The organism is Candidatus Avelusimicrobium luingense (assembly GCF_902757105.1).
Taxonomy (GTDB): Bacteria; Elusimicrobiota; Elusimicrobia; order Elusimicrobiales; family Elusimicrobiaceae; genus Avelusimicrobium; species Avelusimicrobium luingense.
This window is the reverse complement of record NZ_CACVTK010000001.1, coordinates 190,337-206,531: the sequence shown is the minus strand read 5'-3', so window position 1 is coordinate 206,531 and position 16,195 is coordinate 190,337. Positions and strand designations below refer to the sequence as shown.

At 46.4% G+C, this 16,195-nt stretch carries 12 protein-coding genes; all 12 read left to right on the top strand.

Annotation, left to right across the window (positions count from 1 at the left end; genetic code table 11):
- The first annotated feature begins 1 nt into the window (after position 1).
- Positions 2 to 1,450, top strand: coding sequence for a glycogen synthase (locus ACQY3H_RS00990; protein ID WP_428073936.1), 1,449 nt, complete (start codon positions 2 to 4; stop codon positions 1,448 to 1,450).
- Positions 1,451 to 1,466: 16 nt separating this feature from the next.
- Complete coding sequence (locus ACQY3H_RS00985) at positions 1,467 to 2,261, top strand: hypothetical protein (protein ID WP_428073934.1); 795 nt, start codon at positions 1,467 to 1,469, stop codon at positions 2,259 to 2,261.
- On the top strand, positions 2,246 to 3,409 hold the full coding sequence (locus ACQY3H_RS00980) for a murein hydrolase activator EnvC family protein (RefSeq protein WP_428073932.1): 1,164 nt from the start codon (positions 2,246 to 2,248) through the stop codon (positions 3,407 to 3,409). Before ACQY3H_RS00985 ends, ACQY3H_RS00980 begins: the two co-directional genes overlap by 16 nt.
- Positions 3,410 to 3,413: 4 nt before the next feature.
- Complete coding sequence (locus ACQY3H_RS00975; protein ID WP_428073930.1) at positions 3,414 to 4,787, top strand: S41 family peptidase; 1,374 nt, start codon at positions 3,414 to 3,416, stop codon at positions 4,785 to 4,787.
- Positions 4,788 to 4,789: 2 nt separating this feature from the next.
- The gene (gene tsaD, locus ACQY3H_RS00970; protein WP_428073928.1) at positions 4,790 to 5,812 is read left to right on the top strand and encodes a tRNA (adenosine(37)-N6)-threonylcarbamoyltransferase complex transferase subunit TsaD; all 1,023 of its coding nucleotides are present in this window, start codon (positions 4,790 to 4,792) and stop codon (positions 5,810 to 5,812) included.
- A gap of 10 nt (positions 5,813 to 5,822) precedes the next feature.
- Complete coding sequence (locus ACQY3H_RS00965) at positions 5,823 to 7,022, top strand: extracellular solute-binding protein (protein WP_428073926.1); 1,200 nt, start codon at positions 5,823 to 5,825, stop codon at positions 7,020 to 7,022.
- A 3-nt stretch (positions 7,023 to 7,025) separates the two neighbouring features.
- Positions 7,026 to 8,552, top strand: coding sequence for a GGDEF domain-containing protein (locus tag ACQY3H_RS00960; RefSeq protein ID WP_428073924.1), 1,527 nt, complete (start codon positions 7,026 to 7,028; stop codon positions 8,550 to 8,552).
- A gap of 283 nt (positions 8,553 to 8,835) precedes the next feature.
- Positions 8,836 to 14,220, top strand: coding sequence for a hypothetical protein (locus ACQY3H_RS00955; RefSeq protein WP_428073922.1), 5,385 nt, complete (start codon positions 8,836 to 8,838; stop codon positions 14,218 to 14,220).
- Positions 14,221 to 14,259: 39 nt separating this feature from the next.
- A complete protein-coding gene (locus ACQY3H_RS00950; protein ID WP_428073920.1) occupies positions 14,260 to 15,243 on the top strand; it encodes a hypothetical protein in 984 nt (327 codons plus the stop codon).
- Positions 15,244 to 15,245: 2 nt separating this feature from the next.
- Positions 15,246 to 15,428 (top strand): hypothetical protein, encoded by a 183-nt coding sequence (locus ACQY3H_RS00945; protein WP_428073918.1) that lies wholly within the window; start codon positions 15,246 to 15,248, stop codon positions 15,426 to 15,428.
- A gap of 27 nt (positions 15,429 to 15,455) precedes the next feature.
- A complete protein-coding gene (locus ACQY3H_RS00940) occupies positions 15,456 to 15,683 on the top strand; it encodes a hypothetical protein (protein ID WP_428073916.1) in 228 nt (75 codons plus the stop codon).
- A 9-nt stretch (positions 15,684 to 15,692) separates the two neighbouring features.
- A complete protein-coding gene (locus ACQY3H_RS00935) occupies positions 15,693 to 16,181 on the top strand; it encodes a TadE/TadG family type IV pilus assembly protein (protein ID WP_428073914.1) in 489 nt (162 codons plus the stop codon).
- Positions 16,182 to 16,195: the final 14 nt, after the last annotated feature.

Below are 16,195 nucleotides of genomic sequence, written 5' to 3'. Positions count from 1 at the left end.
GATGAATATTGTAATAGCCGCCAGTGAAGCGTTCCCGTTTTGTAAAACGGGCGGACTTGCCGACGTTGTCGGTGCATTATGCCAACAATTTGCCTCGCGCAAAGGTAATAAAGTCCTTTTATTTTTACCGCACTACCGCAATATTGTGCGCGTATCGTCTCTTAAAGTCGTTCCCGGGGTGTATTTAATTCCCATAGGTGATAAAATTGAACAAGTATCGCTTTCGTACATCAACTGGGGCAACGTGCTCGTATTTTTTGTGGGCAATCGTAAATATTTTGACCGCCCCGAACTGTATCGTACGCCTACCGGGGAATATCCGGATAATGACGAGCGGTTTATTTTGTTTAGCCGTGCTGTGTTGGAAGGTTGTAAATTTATCGGTTTCCGGCCCGATTTAATTCATTGCCACGATTGGCAAACCGGTTTAATTCCCGCCTACTTAAAAACCGTCTATAAGTTAGATGCGTTCTACACGCGCACACGCAGTTTGCTGACGATTCATAATATTGCTTATCAAGGGCATTATTCCTATGCCTCTTTCCGCAAAGCGGGTTTCCATCCGGTAGATTATACGCCGGAAAAATTTGAATATTATGGCGGTATGAGTTTTTTAAAGAGCGGTATTGTTTTTGCAGATAATATCAATACCGTCAGCCCCAACTATGCACTTGAAGTCCAACAAGATAACTCCATGGGCTTTGGCTTAGAAGGATTGCTACGTAGCCGCAGCGATCGTTTCTGCGGTATTGTCAACGGTATTGATACCGAAATATGGGATCCGGAGTTAGACCCGGTGTTGCCTATCGGATATGACGCTGCTGAAGTGGAGCAAGGGAAGGCAGCCGCCAAACAGGCTTTGCGCCAGCAATGTAAATTAGCCGATGAACCGGGTAAGCCGCTTATCGGTATTGTTTCGCGGTTAGATTACCAAAAAGGGCTTGATTTAGTGGCGAATTTAGTAGAAAAATATAGCAATCGTGCGCAATTTGTCATTTTAGGCACCGGCGATCCGATGTTGGCAAAAGCCTTTCAAAGTTTGGCGCGTACGCACGCCGGACAAGTCAGTTTCTATGGTGCCTTAAATGAAGAATTGGCTCACCGTATTTACGCGGGAGCGGATATATTTTTGATGCCTTCTCGCTTTGAGCCGTGCGGTTTATCGCAGTTAATTGCAATGAAATACGGTACGGTACCGGTGGTTTCTCATGTGGGCGGACTGGTAGATACGGTGCGTGGCTATAACGGGCGGAATGAAGATACGGCTACCGGATTTTTTATTCATCCGTTTACCGAAAAAGGACTGGCCCAAACCTTGGATAATGTCTTGAAGATTTTTGCGGATAAAAAAGTCTGGTTGCATTTGGTGCGTAATGCCATGCGGCAAGATTTATCGTGGGACAAATCGGCACGCGCCTATTTGGAATTGTACCGCAAAACTTTAGCATAACGTAACGGGAGAAAGTATGGCACGCGATTTATTTGAGGATAATCAGCCTAAAACTGCTCCGGCGGAAAAATCAAAATTACGTTTGCACCGGCGCTTATTTTTATTAGTATTTGCCGTTGCCTTATTGTGGCAAACGTTGCTGATGGTGCAAACCCGTTTGGAACAGTATTATAGCGATATGAACCGTGCTTTCAAAGTTATTTTGACGGTAGATATGCCGGCAGATAATGCTACTTTGGCCCAAATGGGAGAGACGCTTAACCAAAAGGCAGATATTGCCTCTGTTAAATTGTTCTCCTCGCAAGATGCACTTAAAGTCGTCCAGCAACAAAACCCGCAACTGGCCCAATCGTTATTGTTAATGGGCCGTAATAAAATGCCGGCTTATTTTGAACTGCGGTTGGTGCCGACGGCCGTGCGTAATGTGGAACCGTTGATTGCCAATCTGACGGCGGAGTATAAGGGATTGACGGCCCACTATAATAATGAGCATGCCCAGTTGTTATTTACGACGGGGCTTTGCCTTAAATTATTGCGCTTATCCATGGGGCTGACGTTATTAGTATTTTTAGTATTTATGTTCTTTGTAGAGGCATATCCCAGCAAACAAACCCGCACGCATTTTATGGGGGGGATGATTTCGGGGATATTAGCCGCTTTGATAGCCTGGGGATGTTTTATACTGCTTATTTATCCCACCGGATTTTTGAATGATTCGTTGTGGACGCTTACTACGCCGGCACAACAAATTTTGTTGACGGTGTTTTGTGCAATTTTTGGATGGACGTTATCTAAATGGCAAAAATTTTAATCGTACTGTTCGCGTTAGTGATGAGCGGCTCGTCTGTTTATGCAGATGAGGCCGCCGACCATAAACGCGAAATAGAACGTATTAAAAAAGAAACCGCGCAAAAGGAAAACGAACTCAAAAAATACCGCGAACAGGAACAACGCATTTCCAAAGAAATGACCGCGTTGGAAAACCAAAAAGTTCGTACGCAACAACTTAAAAATAAAGTAGAGTCGGATATTTCCGCGTTGGAGCAAAATTTACTTTCCGTAGAAGATAAACGGGCCGCTTTAGAGCGTAGTATCCCGTTGTGGGAAGGCGTATTTTCCGGAGAGTTGGAAAATTATTATTTTACGCCGGATTGTTCGTTTTGTCCCGGCGGATACAGTTTAGAGCAAGATATTTTTTTAGACCGTATGCTGACGCACAAGGCCGCTTTTACAGTTACGTTGGAGCACGCCAAACAAGAGGCTAAAGCACGTATCCATACGTTTGAAGAACGCAACAAAAAATTATTGGCGCAAAGTTCACGTATTGAAGAAGAACGGCAAGTTATTTCCAAATCGTTTAATAAGAAAAAACAAGATTTGGACAGTACCAAACGCAAAGTTGCTGCGGTGCGTAAAGAGATTAACGAACTCAATAAATCGGCAGCCGCCTTAAATGATTTGCTTGCTTCGTTTGAGAAAAAACGTAAAGCCGCCGCCAAAAAGAATAATACGTCGTCGGCTAAACAAAATAACACCGGGCCGCAAATTAGCGTGCCTGTGCACAGTTTGCCTTGGCCGGTGAAGGGCCAAGTCATTAGTAAGTTCGGTAAAGAATATCGGGCCGATCTTAATACATGGATTTTCCGCGATGGTATTAAAATCGCCGCCCGTTCCGGTGAGCCGGTGCGTGCGGTAGCGGCCGGAAGTGTTATTTATGCAGGCCCCTTTAGATCGTATGGAAATGTAGTGATTTTAGACCACACCAAAGGATTTTTCACCATTTATGGTTTCCTGCGGGAAATTCAAGTGGCGGTAGGTGATAAATTAGGTGTGCAAGGTGTAATCGGTACGGCCGGGCGGGATACGCAATCCTCCTCCGGCACGGGCCAAAGTGCTGTGTATTTTGAAATTCGCCAAGGTACAGCGGCGGTAGATCCGCAACGTTGGCTACAGGAGTAAAATTATGAAGGATAAAAAATTAAATCGTTATGCTATTTTAGCCGCATCTGTATTTTTTATAGGAACCTTATTCCCCTATGCCTATGGGACAGCGGAGCGCAGTTTGCAAAAATTCCGTATGCTGGTGGATGTGATTGAATTTGTCAAAGAGAATTATGTGGAAAAAACCGATACCGATAAACTCATTACCGGGGCGATTCGCGGCGTAGTGGGGGAATTAGATGATTTCTCCCAGTATTTAGATCCGAAAGATTATAAAAATCTTAAAAACGATACACGTGGTGAATTTGGCGGAATTGGAGCGCGTTTGCAGAAAAAAGACGATTTTGTTACGATCGTCACGCCTGTGCCGGGAACTCCGGCTTACCGCGCTAACATCATGCCCGGTGATCGTGTTTTGTTTGTAGATGATAAAGATATTTCTAACATGACACTGGATGATGCCGTAGAACTTATGCGCGGACCGTTGGGCAGTAAAGTCAAATTGACAATTAGCCGTAAAGATGAAAAAACAGGCGGATATAAGGTAATTGATTTTAAGTTGAAACGCGAACGAATTATTCCGGAAGTGGTGTATTTCCGTATGTTACCGCAAAAAGTAGGTTACTTATATATGGTAGATTTTTCGGGACATAGTTTGGAAGAAGTCAAAAAAGCGTTAACCGCCTTGCAAAAACAAGGGATGACTTCCCTGATTTTAGATTTACGCTTTAACCCCGGAGGGCTTCTTTCCGGCGCCGTTGATATTTCCAAACTCTTTTTGGCCACTGATAAAATGATTGTTTACACGCAAGGGCGCAAAAAAGAATATTACCAGGAATTTAAAACTTCGTCTGATGGTGAATATATAAATATTCCCATGGCGGTCTTGGTCAACCAAGGATCGGCCAGTGCCAGTGAAATTGTGTCCGGCGCCTTGCAAGACCATGAGCGTGCCTTTGTGGTGGGACAACGCACTTTCGGTAAGGCTAGCGTACAACAAGTAATGCCGCTTCCCGGTGGGGCTGGGCTACGCTTGACGATTGCCCGGTATTATACACCGCTTGGTCGGCTGATCCAACGCGACTACCGCGATAAAGAAAAATCGGAGGAAGGCGGCATTTTCCCGGATGTGGAAGTGATTGTTAAAGCCGATGACGAAATTAAAGTTTTTGATCCTTATCGGGAAGTTGTCTATACTCCCGGGCAAAAAGACCCGGTTTTGGAATTTAAGGCAAAAGACCCGGTATTAGACAAAGCCGTGGCTATTTTGACGGGGAAAGAAAAATTAGAAGAGGCTAAGGCTAAAACCCAAGAAGAAGTAGCCAAGCGCAAGGCGGAAAAAGCCAAAAAATCGGGTAAAGATACCGATACTAAATCTGATAAGACCGATAAATAACTATGAAAAAAGAGTTGGCTATTTTAGGGATTGAATCTACGTGTGATGAGACTTCCGCCGCGCTGCTTATAGGCGGGCGGGAACTTGTCAGTAACGTGATTTACTCTCAAATAGAAGAACATAAAAAATACCATGGCGTTGTGCCGGAACTGGCCAGCCGCGCCCATGCCGCCAAGATTGCTACGGTTATTAACGAGGCTCTTGGCAACCACCCGTTAGATTATGTGGCGTTTGCCAGCGGCCCCGGGTTGCCCGGCGGGCTGATGGTGGGACGTGTGGCGGCACAAACGTTGGCTGAATTTAAGCAAGTGCCGCTTATCGGTGTGAACCATTTGGAAGGCCATTTGTTTGCGTGTGATTTTGAAGGAACTACCGCTCAAGAACGGTTACAATTTCCGCTCATTGCGTTAGTTGTTTCCGGTGGGCATACCGAATTGTGGTATGTAAAAGGCTATGGTAATTATAAGGTATTGGGTCGCACACGTGATGATGCGGCGGGCGAAGCCTTTGATAAAGTCGCCAAATTATTAGGGCTTGCGTATCCCGGTGGGCCGCAAGTATCTAAACAAGCCCTGTCCGGGCGGCGCGATGCCATTGCGTTTCCGCGCCCATTATTACCCGGTACTTGGGAATTTTCCTTTAGTGGTTTGAAAACGGCCGTCAGTTATTACTTGCGCGATCACCAAACTCCTAATATTCCCGATGTATGCGCCAGTTTTGAACAAGCCGTTGTAGATACACTGGTTACAAAAACCTTGTTAGCGGTTACGAAATATAAGGTAAAATCTATTGCAGTAGGCGGGGGGGTGGCTGCCAATACGCTCTTGCGTGAAACCATGCAAGCGCGCGCCGGAGCCAAAGGGATAAACGTACGGTTTGTAGAGCGTAAGTTATCCTCAGACAATGCCGCGATGATTGCATTAGCCGCGTATAAAAAGATACAATACGCTCAAGCGAGTGGAAAACCGCTTAAGGACAATATTAACATTGATCCAAACATGAAAGTTCGTAGTTGGGGGAAGTAAGGAGTACAGTATGTTGTTATGGGTAATGCCTGATTCGGGCGCGAGAACGATGGAAGATTATGCGACGTTGGTTTCTTTATTTAAGAAAGAGAACCCATCGGTTGATGTGACCGTTCGTGTATTTACGCGCAACGTTTTATGGCGGCGTGTATTTACGCTCAAAGATCCTTCCCATGAAGAAAAACCCGATTTGATACAAATTCCCCATTATTGGACAGCCTTGTTATTACGTGCGGGGGTTATGGAAAATCTCTCGCAGTTAGACCCGGGATTGTCGCTGACCGATTGTTTATTACCGCTTAAAGAAAATTGTTATCAACCCGGTACGAAAGATATTTATTCGTATCCGTGGTGGTTTGATTTAAGTGCTCTTCACTACCGCGCGGACCATTTGAAATTGGTTTCCGCCCATCCGGAAGAAGACTTAAAAACATGGAGCGGTTTATTATCTATTTGTGCCGCCTTACGTGAAACTTTCGGCGATGTGCCCGGTTATTATCCTATGCAAAATAGCGATTGGCGCGGTTCGCTTTCTATGCGTAGTGCTTTGCCTTGTGTGTGGAGCCGGGGCCTCAACTTTTTTACCGAAGATTATGCGGCTACGCTGGTGGGTTCCAAAGAATTTAAGGATGCCCTGCGCGATTATATTACGCTAGCATTAAAAGAGTATATGCCCATTCTGCGCGAGCGCGGCTCGTTAGGGACGATTGTTTCCGGCAAAGCCAGTATGATGATTTCACGCAAACAAGGTATCGGTTCGTTTAGTGCGCGCCGCGGCGTGCGGGTGCAGACGCTTCCTGTTCCGGCGGCGGGGGAGAAAACGGCCTCGTATTTATCGGGGATGAACTGGTTTATCAGTACGTTCTCCCAACATAAAAAAGATTCCCTTAAATTTATTAAATTCTGCGCGCGGCCCGATATCCAACTGCGCTACGCTAAAATGATTGAAGTTTTCCCGGCGTTTGAAGAAGCGTTTGAGCCGTTAATTTCTTCCACACCCCGGTTGCAGATTTACAAAGAAATTTTACCTACCGCTCACATTTTACCCAATATGGTCATTATGGGAACGGTAATGGAAATTCTCAAACGGGTGCTTGCCATGTGCGCCACGCAAATTGTGGAAAACCGTTTTACGCCGGCCTTGTTAGACCGTGAGTTAGATTTAACCGCTAAAGAAATAGAATTTCTGCTTTCCATTTATAAGGGGTAAGGTATGTTTGATAAGAAATCATATACACTTTATAAATTTCATAAAGAGTTAAACCAATCGTTCCAAGACAAACGCGAACTGTTGGAATGTGCCTTGCCTGCCTTGCGTGATTTATTCAAATTAGACCGGGTGTATTTTTTTGATTGGCAACAGGAACGGGCCATTTTATCACTTAAGATGATGTGCAAAAAAGAGTACTGCATGGATATGCAGGAAGATATTTCCGTAGCCAACGAGCCTTCCTTTTTACGTCAGTTGTTACAAGAAGGGGTAGCGGAAACGACGGATTTAAGTTACCCGGCCTTGTATGTGCTCATCCGGTGGTTACGCCCGACGATGGAATTAAAATCGGGCGAAGTCCGCTCTATTATGCGCGAAAAAGTAGGGGTGCTTCGTTTAGAGCGCTTCCGCAAAAAACGCGTTTTCACATCGCAAGAAATTGATTTAATTAAAGATTTGGGGCAAGAGATTTCCCATAATTTACATAATACCGAAATTGACCAAGCCAAAAACCAACGTCTTAATATCTCTACGGCACTCAATGATTTGTCCACCATTTTTGCTTCGTCATTACGCTTAAACGACGGTTTGGAACTTATTTTGAAAGGGGTACAACGCTATTTCCATTTTGACCGAGTACACTTATATTTGACCAATTCCGAAGGTTCGCGTATTAAATCGGTACTTGGGGTAGATATTTCGGGCAATGTTACGCATGAATCGGGCGATAGTTTGCGCGACGAAGAAAAACAAATTTTAAAAGAAGTATTTGATTCGCCCGCCACGTACCGCGCGATACGCAGTGTTATTTATCTGCCGCTTAAAGTGCAGCGTACAAAAGTGGGTTTCTTGACGTTTGATAATATTTTATCCCGTCGGAAAATAGGATATTTGGACTTTATTTCTTTACAACAGTTTGCTACGCAACTGGCGTTAACTATTGATAATGCCCGTCTGTTTGAGCGCGTGCAGGAACTTTCCAATTATGATGAACTGACTAAACTGCCGGTACGCCGTTATTTTAACGAAAAATTTGCCGAAGAAATTTACCGGGCCAAACGGTTTGGGTTGTCGCTCTCGCTGATTATCATGGATATTGACTGGTTCAAACAAATTAACGATAAACACGGGCACCAAATCGGCGACTGGGCATTAAAAGCGGTCAGTAAAATTATTCGCTCATCTTTACGGCAGACGGATGTGCCTTGCCGTTTCGGTGGGGACGAAATGATCATTATGCTCCCGCGTACCAATAGTGAAGAAGCCAAAGTAATCGCTCGCCGTTTGCAATCGCGCATTTGCGATATTACCTTGCCGGACCGGGATGCTATTGAACCGGAACATTTAAGTATCAGCCAAGGGATATCTTCTTATCCGTCCGATGCTACCACCACGCAAGATTTGTTGGAAAAGGCCGACCAAGCGTTGTACGTGGTTAAGCAACACGGGCGGGGCAGTTTTGCGGTGTACCGCGAAGTTGCCGACCAAGTGCAACAAAACGAACCTACCGACGAAAAAACCGATAAATAAGAAGATCTGTTTATAAGAAAAAATCTCACTCTCTTGGGTGAGATTTTTTTAATTATATATATATATATTTCGGTTATATGGTTTTCGCTTTTCTTTTTTTCGTCAAATTTTCCGTCAAAAAAAACTTGACAAGCCTTTCAAAAGTTGTAAAAATGTAATAGTACTATGTCGGCGTGTTTTTGAGAAATCTAAACGCGCCGCCTTGCGCGTACTATTATTTTTACGTCGCAAACGCTGTGATAAAATTTGAAAAAGGATACCCAATTAAAAGGGAAATATACACATGAAAAATAACAGAAATTTAATTCGTATTATCGTCGGCAAAGCGGCCTTGTTGGCGGCCTTGCTGTTTGTTTTGGTGGCGGCGGAAATACCGTCGTTTGCCCAATCGGCCGAAGTCCGTTACGCCGGTGTGTTCTACCAAAATAATCCGGGTAGCGAAAAGGCCATGTATTGCGATTATACTACCGGTAGCACGGGTACGCGCAATGCGGGTTCGGAAACGAATGAAGATTTGCTGACGCGTTTAAGTTACAGTCAGACTCTTAACGTTTATCACGATGGAACCGCCCACTATATTACGACAACTGAAAATCTAGCGACAAGATGGTTTTGTGGCGTAGATTGGGTGGCAAATCATAGTTACAGCGTAGGTAATTGTTTTAGACGTGGTCCGGTGGGAAATTACACGTATTACACGGTAGTAAAAGCCGGAACAAGCGGCAGTACATGGGCCCCGACGATGACAAGTGAAACAGTCGTTACTTCTGTAGCGGAATCGGTTAATGACGGTGAGTTGACTCTTTCAAAAGTCTCGTGTAGTACGACTATTTCCGCGGCACCGCGTACATCGGGTGGCGCCTATCGATCGGACACATATTACTATCTTGAATTTGACAACACTGTTTACACCACGCAAAAAAAATATTGCTTTAAGGTGAACTCGTTTGGGCCCAATGCGTACACGATATCGGTTGCGGACGGAAGTGTGTCTAACCGTAGTTTTATTTTTGAACCGCAACCTGCCAGTGCGTCGCATGGGAATGACCCGTGGGTCAGTTCCGCGTTGATTGAGTACGACCAACCCTTCCCGACGTCGGAAACGCCCGGAACAAATGAGTATCCGAACCATTGTTTGGCGCTTTGTATGAATGTGTATTGCAACAATAAACCGATTGGCGGCAGTACCTATTCTATTGCGTTCCCGTTACAGAATATTAAATTTGACGTTGTAAAATATTACAACAATAAAAATGTGGAAAATCCCGAAGAAACCCCGGCCATTCGCACCATTGACTTATACCCGAACCAAGAATCGGCCAAGTGCGGTTCATATAAATGCCCGGGCGGTGTGGAAAGCGGTAACACTTGCGGCGGAGCATTGTATTATGTAGAGACGGATGGTATGGGTACTTGCTCTGAGAGTAGCGGAGTATACACTTGTACTCGTTCAGATTGTAAAAGTTTTGCAGATAATTCTGCCCACTCTTGTACCTGTACAGGGGGAACTAAACCTGCAGGGGCGACTACTTCGGGTGGGTACAGTTGTGACTATGCTGTTTGGAACAACGACGGTACGTCGTCCAACGGTAATGCCGCCATTCCGTTCTGCGCCGCATGGGACGGCTCGTACGAAATCAACGGGGAATTCGGTAAAACCAATGGTAATTTTGCTTTCCGTGCGACCGTCAAAACGGACGTGCCCGGCGATAACGTTATCGTAGATAAAATTACTTTTGACTCCACGATTGCTTACCCCGGTATGAACCAAATACCGATACAGGTAGATGTAACCAATTTACATACCGTACGCAGCACGCCCAGCGTAGTAGGTAACATTACTAAGGTAGATGCACAACCTTATACATATGCATACCGCTTAAGTAAAGATGCGGATGTGCGCATTGCTATTTTTGATGCATCCAACGGGGATGATATCGCCTACACGGACGGTACCAATACGGCTATTGGTAGTTCTACGACGACGGCATCCGGTTTAATCGTTCGCAATTTAGTAGATTGGCAACCGCGGTTAGGCGAAGGAATGAAAGGCGTAGAAAAAGACGTCAACATCCAAGCGTTTGACTCGTGGGACGGCCGCAACGACCAGGGGTTATTCCTCCCCGCGGGCAACTATATTGTTGCGTTGCAAGCCAAATCGGCCGATGAGTGGAGCGGCGTAGATTTCTCCCGCGCGGTAACGCGTCAATTATCGTTAGATCCGTTGAAATTAACGGATATTGTATCGTCGGGCTTGACCAAAAAGTCCACGGCGTATGCGTCTATTGCCTACACGCCGACGGAATCTTCTAAAGTCTATTGGTACATTTACACGCCCGGCACGACGTTTGACGGCAGTGGCTCTACCGCCGGTGTGTTGACCAACTCGGCCACCCCGGTCGGAACGGCTCCGAAAGTAACCATGGATGGTGGCACGCCTTCCAAACCTACCGGATATTTAGTCAATATATTAGAAGAAGACCGCGTGGGCCGCATGAACTTTAACAGCCGTTGGGACGGTACGTGCGGTATTAACAGCCTGATAGAACGTCACGTGGCGCATAACCAAATTTTCCCGCCCGGAGCCAATTCAAACAGCACTTTTACGGGCACAGATTTAAGCGGACAAGTTTGTACGACCGCCGGCGGTTGCTCGTATTACTTACGTTGTCAACGCCGCTATGCACAAGGTGAAAAATTATCCACCGGTGCGGTTTGTACCGATGCGGCAGGATGTGAAGAAACCTTCGCTTACGGTGCCCCGATGAACGACGGTAACTACGTCTATGCATTATGGGCGGAAATCCCGTACAACGGTAAATACGTCAATGCGGTAGGCGGCAACGGAACGCCCGCTTTCACCGCCGGAGCAGAGTGCGCCAACCCGACCAATGTCACGGGTACCGCCAACGATGCCGAAATCAACCGTCAGTGCTTTACGGGTGTAAAGACGTTAAAATATAACACGGGAGAAATAGCCATAGAACGCGGGGTGGTAGATGTAACGATACAACCGGTCAGTTACGCAACGGTTGGCTCCAGCCCGACGGCGTATGGATTAGATCCGTTCATTTTCAAATATTCTATTGCGCGTGATGCTACGGCAATCGCCAAAGTAACCAACACGGCCGGCGTAGATGTGAAATACTTAACGCCCGAAGAAGGCGTAACGCAAGTAGCGCAACAAATGAACACGCTGTCTTGGGACGGACGTGATGATGCGGGCCGCATGGTAACGCCCGGCACCTATATGTTTGTTGTGGAAACGAAAGACGCTATGTTCCCGGCGGTAACCAACCGTGCGAGTGCGGTGTTCCCGGTGGACATGTACCGCGTAGTAGATTTGTCAACCACGGATGTGTACGGCGATAGCGAAGCAAGAGCCACGTTATCGTACTCATTGTCCAAAGCGATGAGCGTACAACTCAATATATATAATAAGGATGTCGTCATCCCGGATTACACGAGTGGCGCGGGCGAATATACCAACGTAACCGGTACGGCTACGGGGGTAACGTATGCGGCCAACACGGGTGTAGCGGTAACGGCTACGTTAAGTGACGCTTCCACCTTTAACGGAACGGCAACAGCCGATGTGGTATTGGATACAGCGAACCCGCCGACTTACCGCGATACGATTACGGTCAGTCCGAACCCGTTATATGACGGTACGTCTACGGTCTGCACGGTAACCAACCCGTCGAGTTGTGCGTATCGTGTCAACATTTTACGCGAATATATTACAGTGCCGACGACAACCGCCGTGTGGCCGCCGCGAATCTGCGACCAAAACACAGATGGTGGGGCCAATACGGTATTTTATGTAGCAACGGATCCGGAAGTAACAGCGGGTACGGCGACAGTAGGTGCTGTGGCGCCGCGCAAACAACCGAAATGTATCTATGTAAAAGATGCCTTCTTCACGAACTACCCGGCCAATGCTAACATAGCGGCCTCTGGGGTAGTAGATGTGCGCTTACAACCGATCAAAACGTTTGAACGCAGTTCGTTAAAACCTGGCGACGGTTTGCAAATCACGGAAGAATGGGATGCGTTATATTTCCGCAACCCGGTCAGTGCGGCTTGTGCGGGTGCTACCGACTTGCGCCAATGCTCGTATGAGATGGTGCCGGACGGACAATATCCGTTCTTCGTGTCGGCTCGCTCCAACGAACCGTTTGACAGATATTATTCCGATGGTACAGAACCCATCCCGGGTACGACCCCGGTGCAGAAATATTTACCGGGCGCTCCGTTTAAGAACAGTTCTGAAACGATCACCCAATCGTATCTGTATGCCACCGATAAGAATGTGGGCAAAGTGAACGTAACGCGCGGAGCGGTGTACTTCTTGGACGGCTCAACGGTAGTATATCCGAATGCGCCGCAACTCTTTAACGTATCGTCCGGCCCGGTGTTTGTACCGCCGTACGAAATCAACTTCTCGGTCAGCCGTGCGGCGACGGTAGAAATTGCTATCGTGGCCTTACAGGCGGGTGTCTGTAACCCGGACCCGGCTATCCATCAGGACTTGAAGAACAACGCGCCGGGAGATGTCTGTAAGTTCTTGTCCACGATGACCATTGCCAATACGGGACACTTTGACCCGAACATTGTGCGCAAAGCGTATTGGGACGGTACCGATAATAACGGTTTCTATGTCAAACCGGGTATTTATGAAGTACGTTTAACCGCGCGCAACTATCCGAATCCGGATTTGTATGAACCGACAGTCAAACAAATCACGCTCAATGCGGACTTGTTAAAAGTGTTTGACTTGTTAGAGGCAGATGGTTATTCCATTTCGCAACGCGGTACTACCATGCGCATAGGATATCAGATATCCGTGCCGATGAAAGTGGCGTTGCAAATCTTCAAACCGGGAACGACCATTTACGATTATGAAAAGGGTACCTTACGTAACCCGACCACGGGGACGGAAGTAAAAGATATCCGCGAAGTATTAGTTAAATCGATCGTGGGTATCCGCCCGGCAACGACCTTGATAGAAGAAATCTGGGATGGTACAGACTACGCCGGTCAAGAAGTACCCGACGGGACCTATCCGTTCCGCTTCGTAACGGCCTTGAACTCGGCCGATATAGATTCTGTAACGGGCGAGATGTTAGCTGGAGACGATTCCAGCGCAACCCCGACGGATTGGAAGATTCAACGCGTAGCCGATACGTATGAGTATCAAAACTTACACAAAGCCACCATTGCTATCGGTGACGGACGGTTCGTTTGCGCGGATTGGGAGAAAACAGTGTTCTTCTATCCGAACCCGTTAACCGATGCCAGCAAAGGTACGCTTGAAATTACCAAGATGCCGGTGCCCGGAGAAGTATCTATCAAGTTCTTCAACTTGGCAGGCGATTTGGTGCGCGAAGGGAACTACGAGTGTGTGGACGCGAACAATTATATGGTAACGATGGGCAATAGTTTAGCGTTCAACCCGGATAACACGCCGGAAGGATCCAGTGTGATGACTCCGCAACAGTTGGACGATTATCCCAACGTACGCAACGCCGCATTACGTTGCCGCTGGGACAGAACGAACCAACACGGAAAGAAAGTGGCACGCGGAGTGTACTTCGGGCTGGTAGATTTCAAGGCCCGCATGGGACGCGAACACTGCCAAAAGGTAGTGAAAGTATTAATCCCGTAAGGAGAATAGATTTTCATTTAACAAAAGGAAAAAACATTTATGAATATCAAAACTAAAGTTTTAACCGTATGTTTAGCCGTTGGCTTGTGTGGAGTAAATGCATTTGCCAGTATTAACGAAAAAGCCGGTACAAGTGCGGCCTCGTTCTTGAAAATCGGCGCTGGGGCTCCTGCCGCTACGGCATTAGGTAATGCCTATGTGTCCATCGCAGACGGCCCGCAAGCCTTGTATTGGAACCCCGCCGGGGCGGCCAGTGCCACCACGCGCGAAATCGGTTTTACTTACATGGACTATTTGCAAGGATATAAAGCACGTACGCTTTCTTACTTGCAACCTATCGGTAGAACTATTATCGGCGTATCCTTGAATTATATGGATATGGATAATTTCGATTTCCGCGATAAATGGGGGCAACAACTCCCGGAGGTCGGCGTGCCGGTGCAAAACTTTGTGGGGGGTATTTCTATCGCCCGCGGGTTTATTAACCAAAAACTTCAAATCGGCGGTACGGCTAAGTATATTACGGAACGTTTGTATAACGGTTCGGGCCATAACCATTATGATAATATCGGGTTTGATGTGGGCGCTAAACTCCGCTTAGTCAATTGGCTCGGCTTGGGTGGTGCATTAGTCAACATCGGCGATAAAGACGAAATGCCTAACGGTCTTCGTTTAGGGGCTGATTTAGATACCCGCTATTTCACCATTTCCGGTGAATATATGAAATACAAAGACGACAATGCCCGCTATGGTGTAGGGTTAGCCGTCCATATTCCGGAAGATTTATTGCAAGTAGCACGGTTTGATTTGCGCGTCGGATATTATACGCGTGAAAATACAGGTATCAATACGGAAGATTCTTGGGTGAAAGATGTAGGTTTGCAAGAAACATCCCGTGTATCGTTCGGTTTTGGCATTTACAGTTCCGAACTGTTTGGTTACGGTGCGTCTATTGACTACGCAGTAACTCCGTTTGGGGCATTAGGTACGTCGCAACAGATTGCCGTGTCTGTGCAATTTTAGGTATGTTTAACGTAAGAGGGTTAAGAAAGAATAAAAAAGGACAAACCGCCATTGAATATATTATCGTAGCGGGTGGACTTTTTACCGCGTTTCTTTCCTTTTACGTGTTATACTCTAATTTAGTGCCTAAACAATTTGAACAAGGGGCACAATTGATTTTGAAGGAATATAAAACGGAAGATTAGTTTTATAAAATATTAGGAGGATGAACTATGAAGTTTATCGTCGCGTTGCAAAACAAAATGAACAGCATTCAAGCCAAAGCGTTGGAATGCGTAAAAAGAAAAGAAGGGCAAAACACGATTGAATACGTGCTGATGCTCGTAGTCGTCGTCGGCGTAGCTGGCTTGGCCGGTGCGGCTATTAAAAAATTCTTCCCGCAATTATGGGAGCAAGTCCAAGCCAAGATTTTCGGTGGTTTGGGCGCCGGGATGGATTAAGGTCGTTTTATGTTCAAATTCGGTAAGAAGCGTGGGGGACAGGTTACTGCGGAACTCATGCTGATTATGCCGGTGTTCGTACTAATGATTTTCTTTGTACTGGAATACGGCAATTTGGCTTACCATACGGTAATTGTCAATCACGCTTCTTACGAATTTGCACGTATCGGCGCGCTGGTGGCAGTAAAGAAACCTAGCGGACGGTCGGACAGAACGATTATTACACAAAAGATTGAACGAGCCAAACAATCTGTGTTTGGTAGTAAGGCGGGGAGTATAAGTGTCAATGTAAAGGTGGAAAATACCGGTGTTGACCCGATGTACCCCAAACATCGCCACGAAGATGTAGTTGTTACGGTTACTTACCCGGTGCATTTGTTATTTCCGGGGACAAGTTTTGTACTTGCCGATGAACCGCGCAAGAAAGGTATCCGTAAAATAAAAGTAGTTACCCGCATGCCGGTAGAAAAGGCATATTTGAGTGCGGATAAAAAATAGATTTGAAAAATTAG

Excerpts from the sequence above, each read along its gene's own strand:
- ACQY3H_RS00990 (WP_428073936.1), top strand. The coding sequence starts at position 2 with ATGAATATTGTAATAGCCGCCAGTGAAGCGTTCCCGTTTTGTAAAACG.
- ACQY3H_RS00985 (WP_428073934.1), top strand. The coding sequence starts at position 1,467 with ATGGCACGCGATTTATTTGAGGATAATCAGCCTAAAACTGCTCCGGCG.
- ACQY3H_RS00980 (WP_428073932.1), top strand. The coding sequence starts at position 2,246 with ATGGCAAAAATTTTAATCGTACTGTTCGCGTTAGTGATGAGCGGCTCG.
- ACQY3H_RS00975 (WP_428073930.1), top strand. The coding sequence starts at position 3,414 with ATGAAGGATAAAAAATTAAATCGTTATGCTATTTTAGCCGCATCTGTA.
- tsaD (WP_428073928.1), top strand. The coding sequence starts at position 4,790 with ATGAAAAAAGAGTTGGCTATTTTAGGGATTGAATCTACGTGTGATGAG.
- ACQY3H_RS00965 (WP_428073926.1), top strand. The coding sequence starts at position 5,823 with ATGTTGTTATGGGTAATGCCTGATTCGGGCGCGAGAACGATGGAAGAT.
- ACQY3H_RS00960 (WP_428073924.1), top strand. The coding sequence starts at position 7,026 with ATGTTTGATAAGAAATCATATACACTTTATAAATTTCATAAAGAGTTA.
- ACQY3H_RS00955 (WP_428073922.1), top strand. The coding sequence starts at position 8,836 with ATGAAAAATAACAGAAATTTAATTCGTATTATCGTCGGCAAAGCGGCC.
- ACQY3H_RS00950 (WP_428073920.1), top strand. The coding sequence starts at position 14,260 with ATGAATATCAAAACTAAAGTTTTAACCGTATGTTTAGCCGTTGGCTTG.
- ACQY3H_RS00945 (WP_428073918.1), top strand. The coding sequence starts at position 15,246 with ATGTTTAACGTAAGAGGGTTAAGAAAGAATAAAAAAGGACAAACCGCC.
- ACQY3H_RS00940 (WP_428073916.1), top strand. The coding sequence starts at position 15,456 with ATGAAGTTTATCGTCGCGTTGCAAAACAAAATGAACAGCATTCAAGCC.
- ACQY3H_RS00935 (WP_428073914.1), top strand. The coding sequence starts at position 15,693 with ATGTTCAAATTCGGTAAGAAGCGTGGGGGACAGGTTACTGCGGAACTC.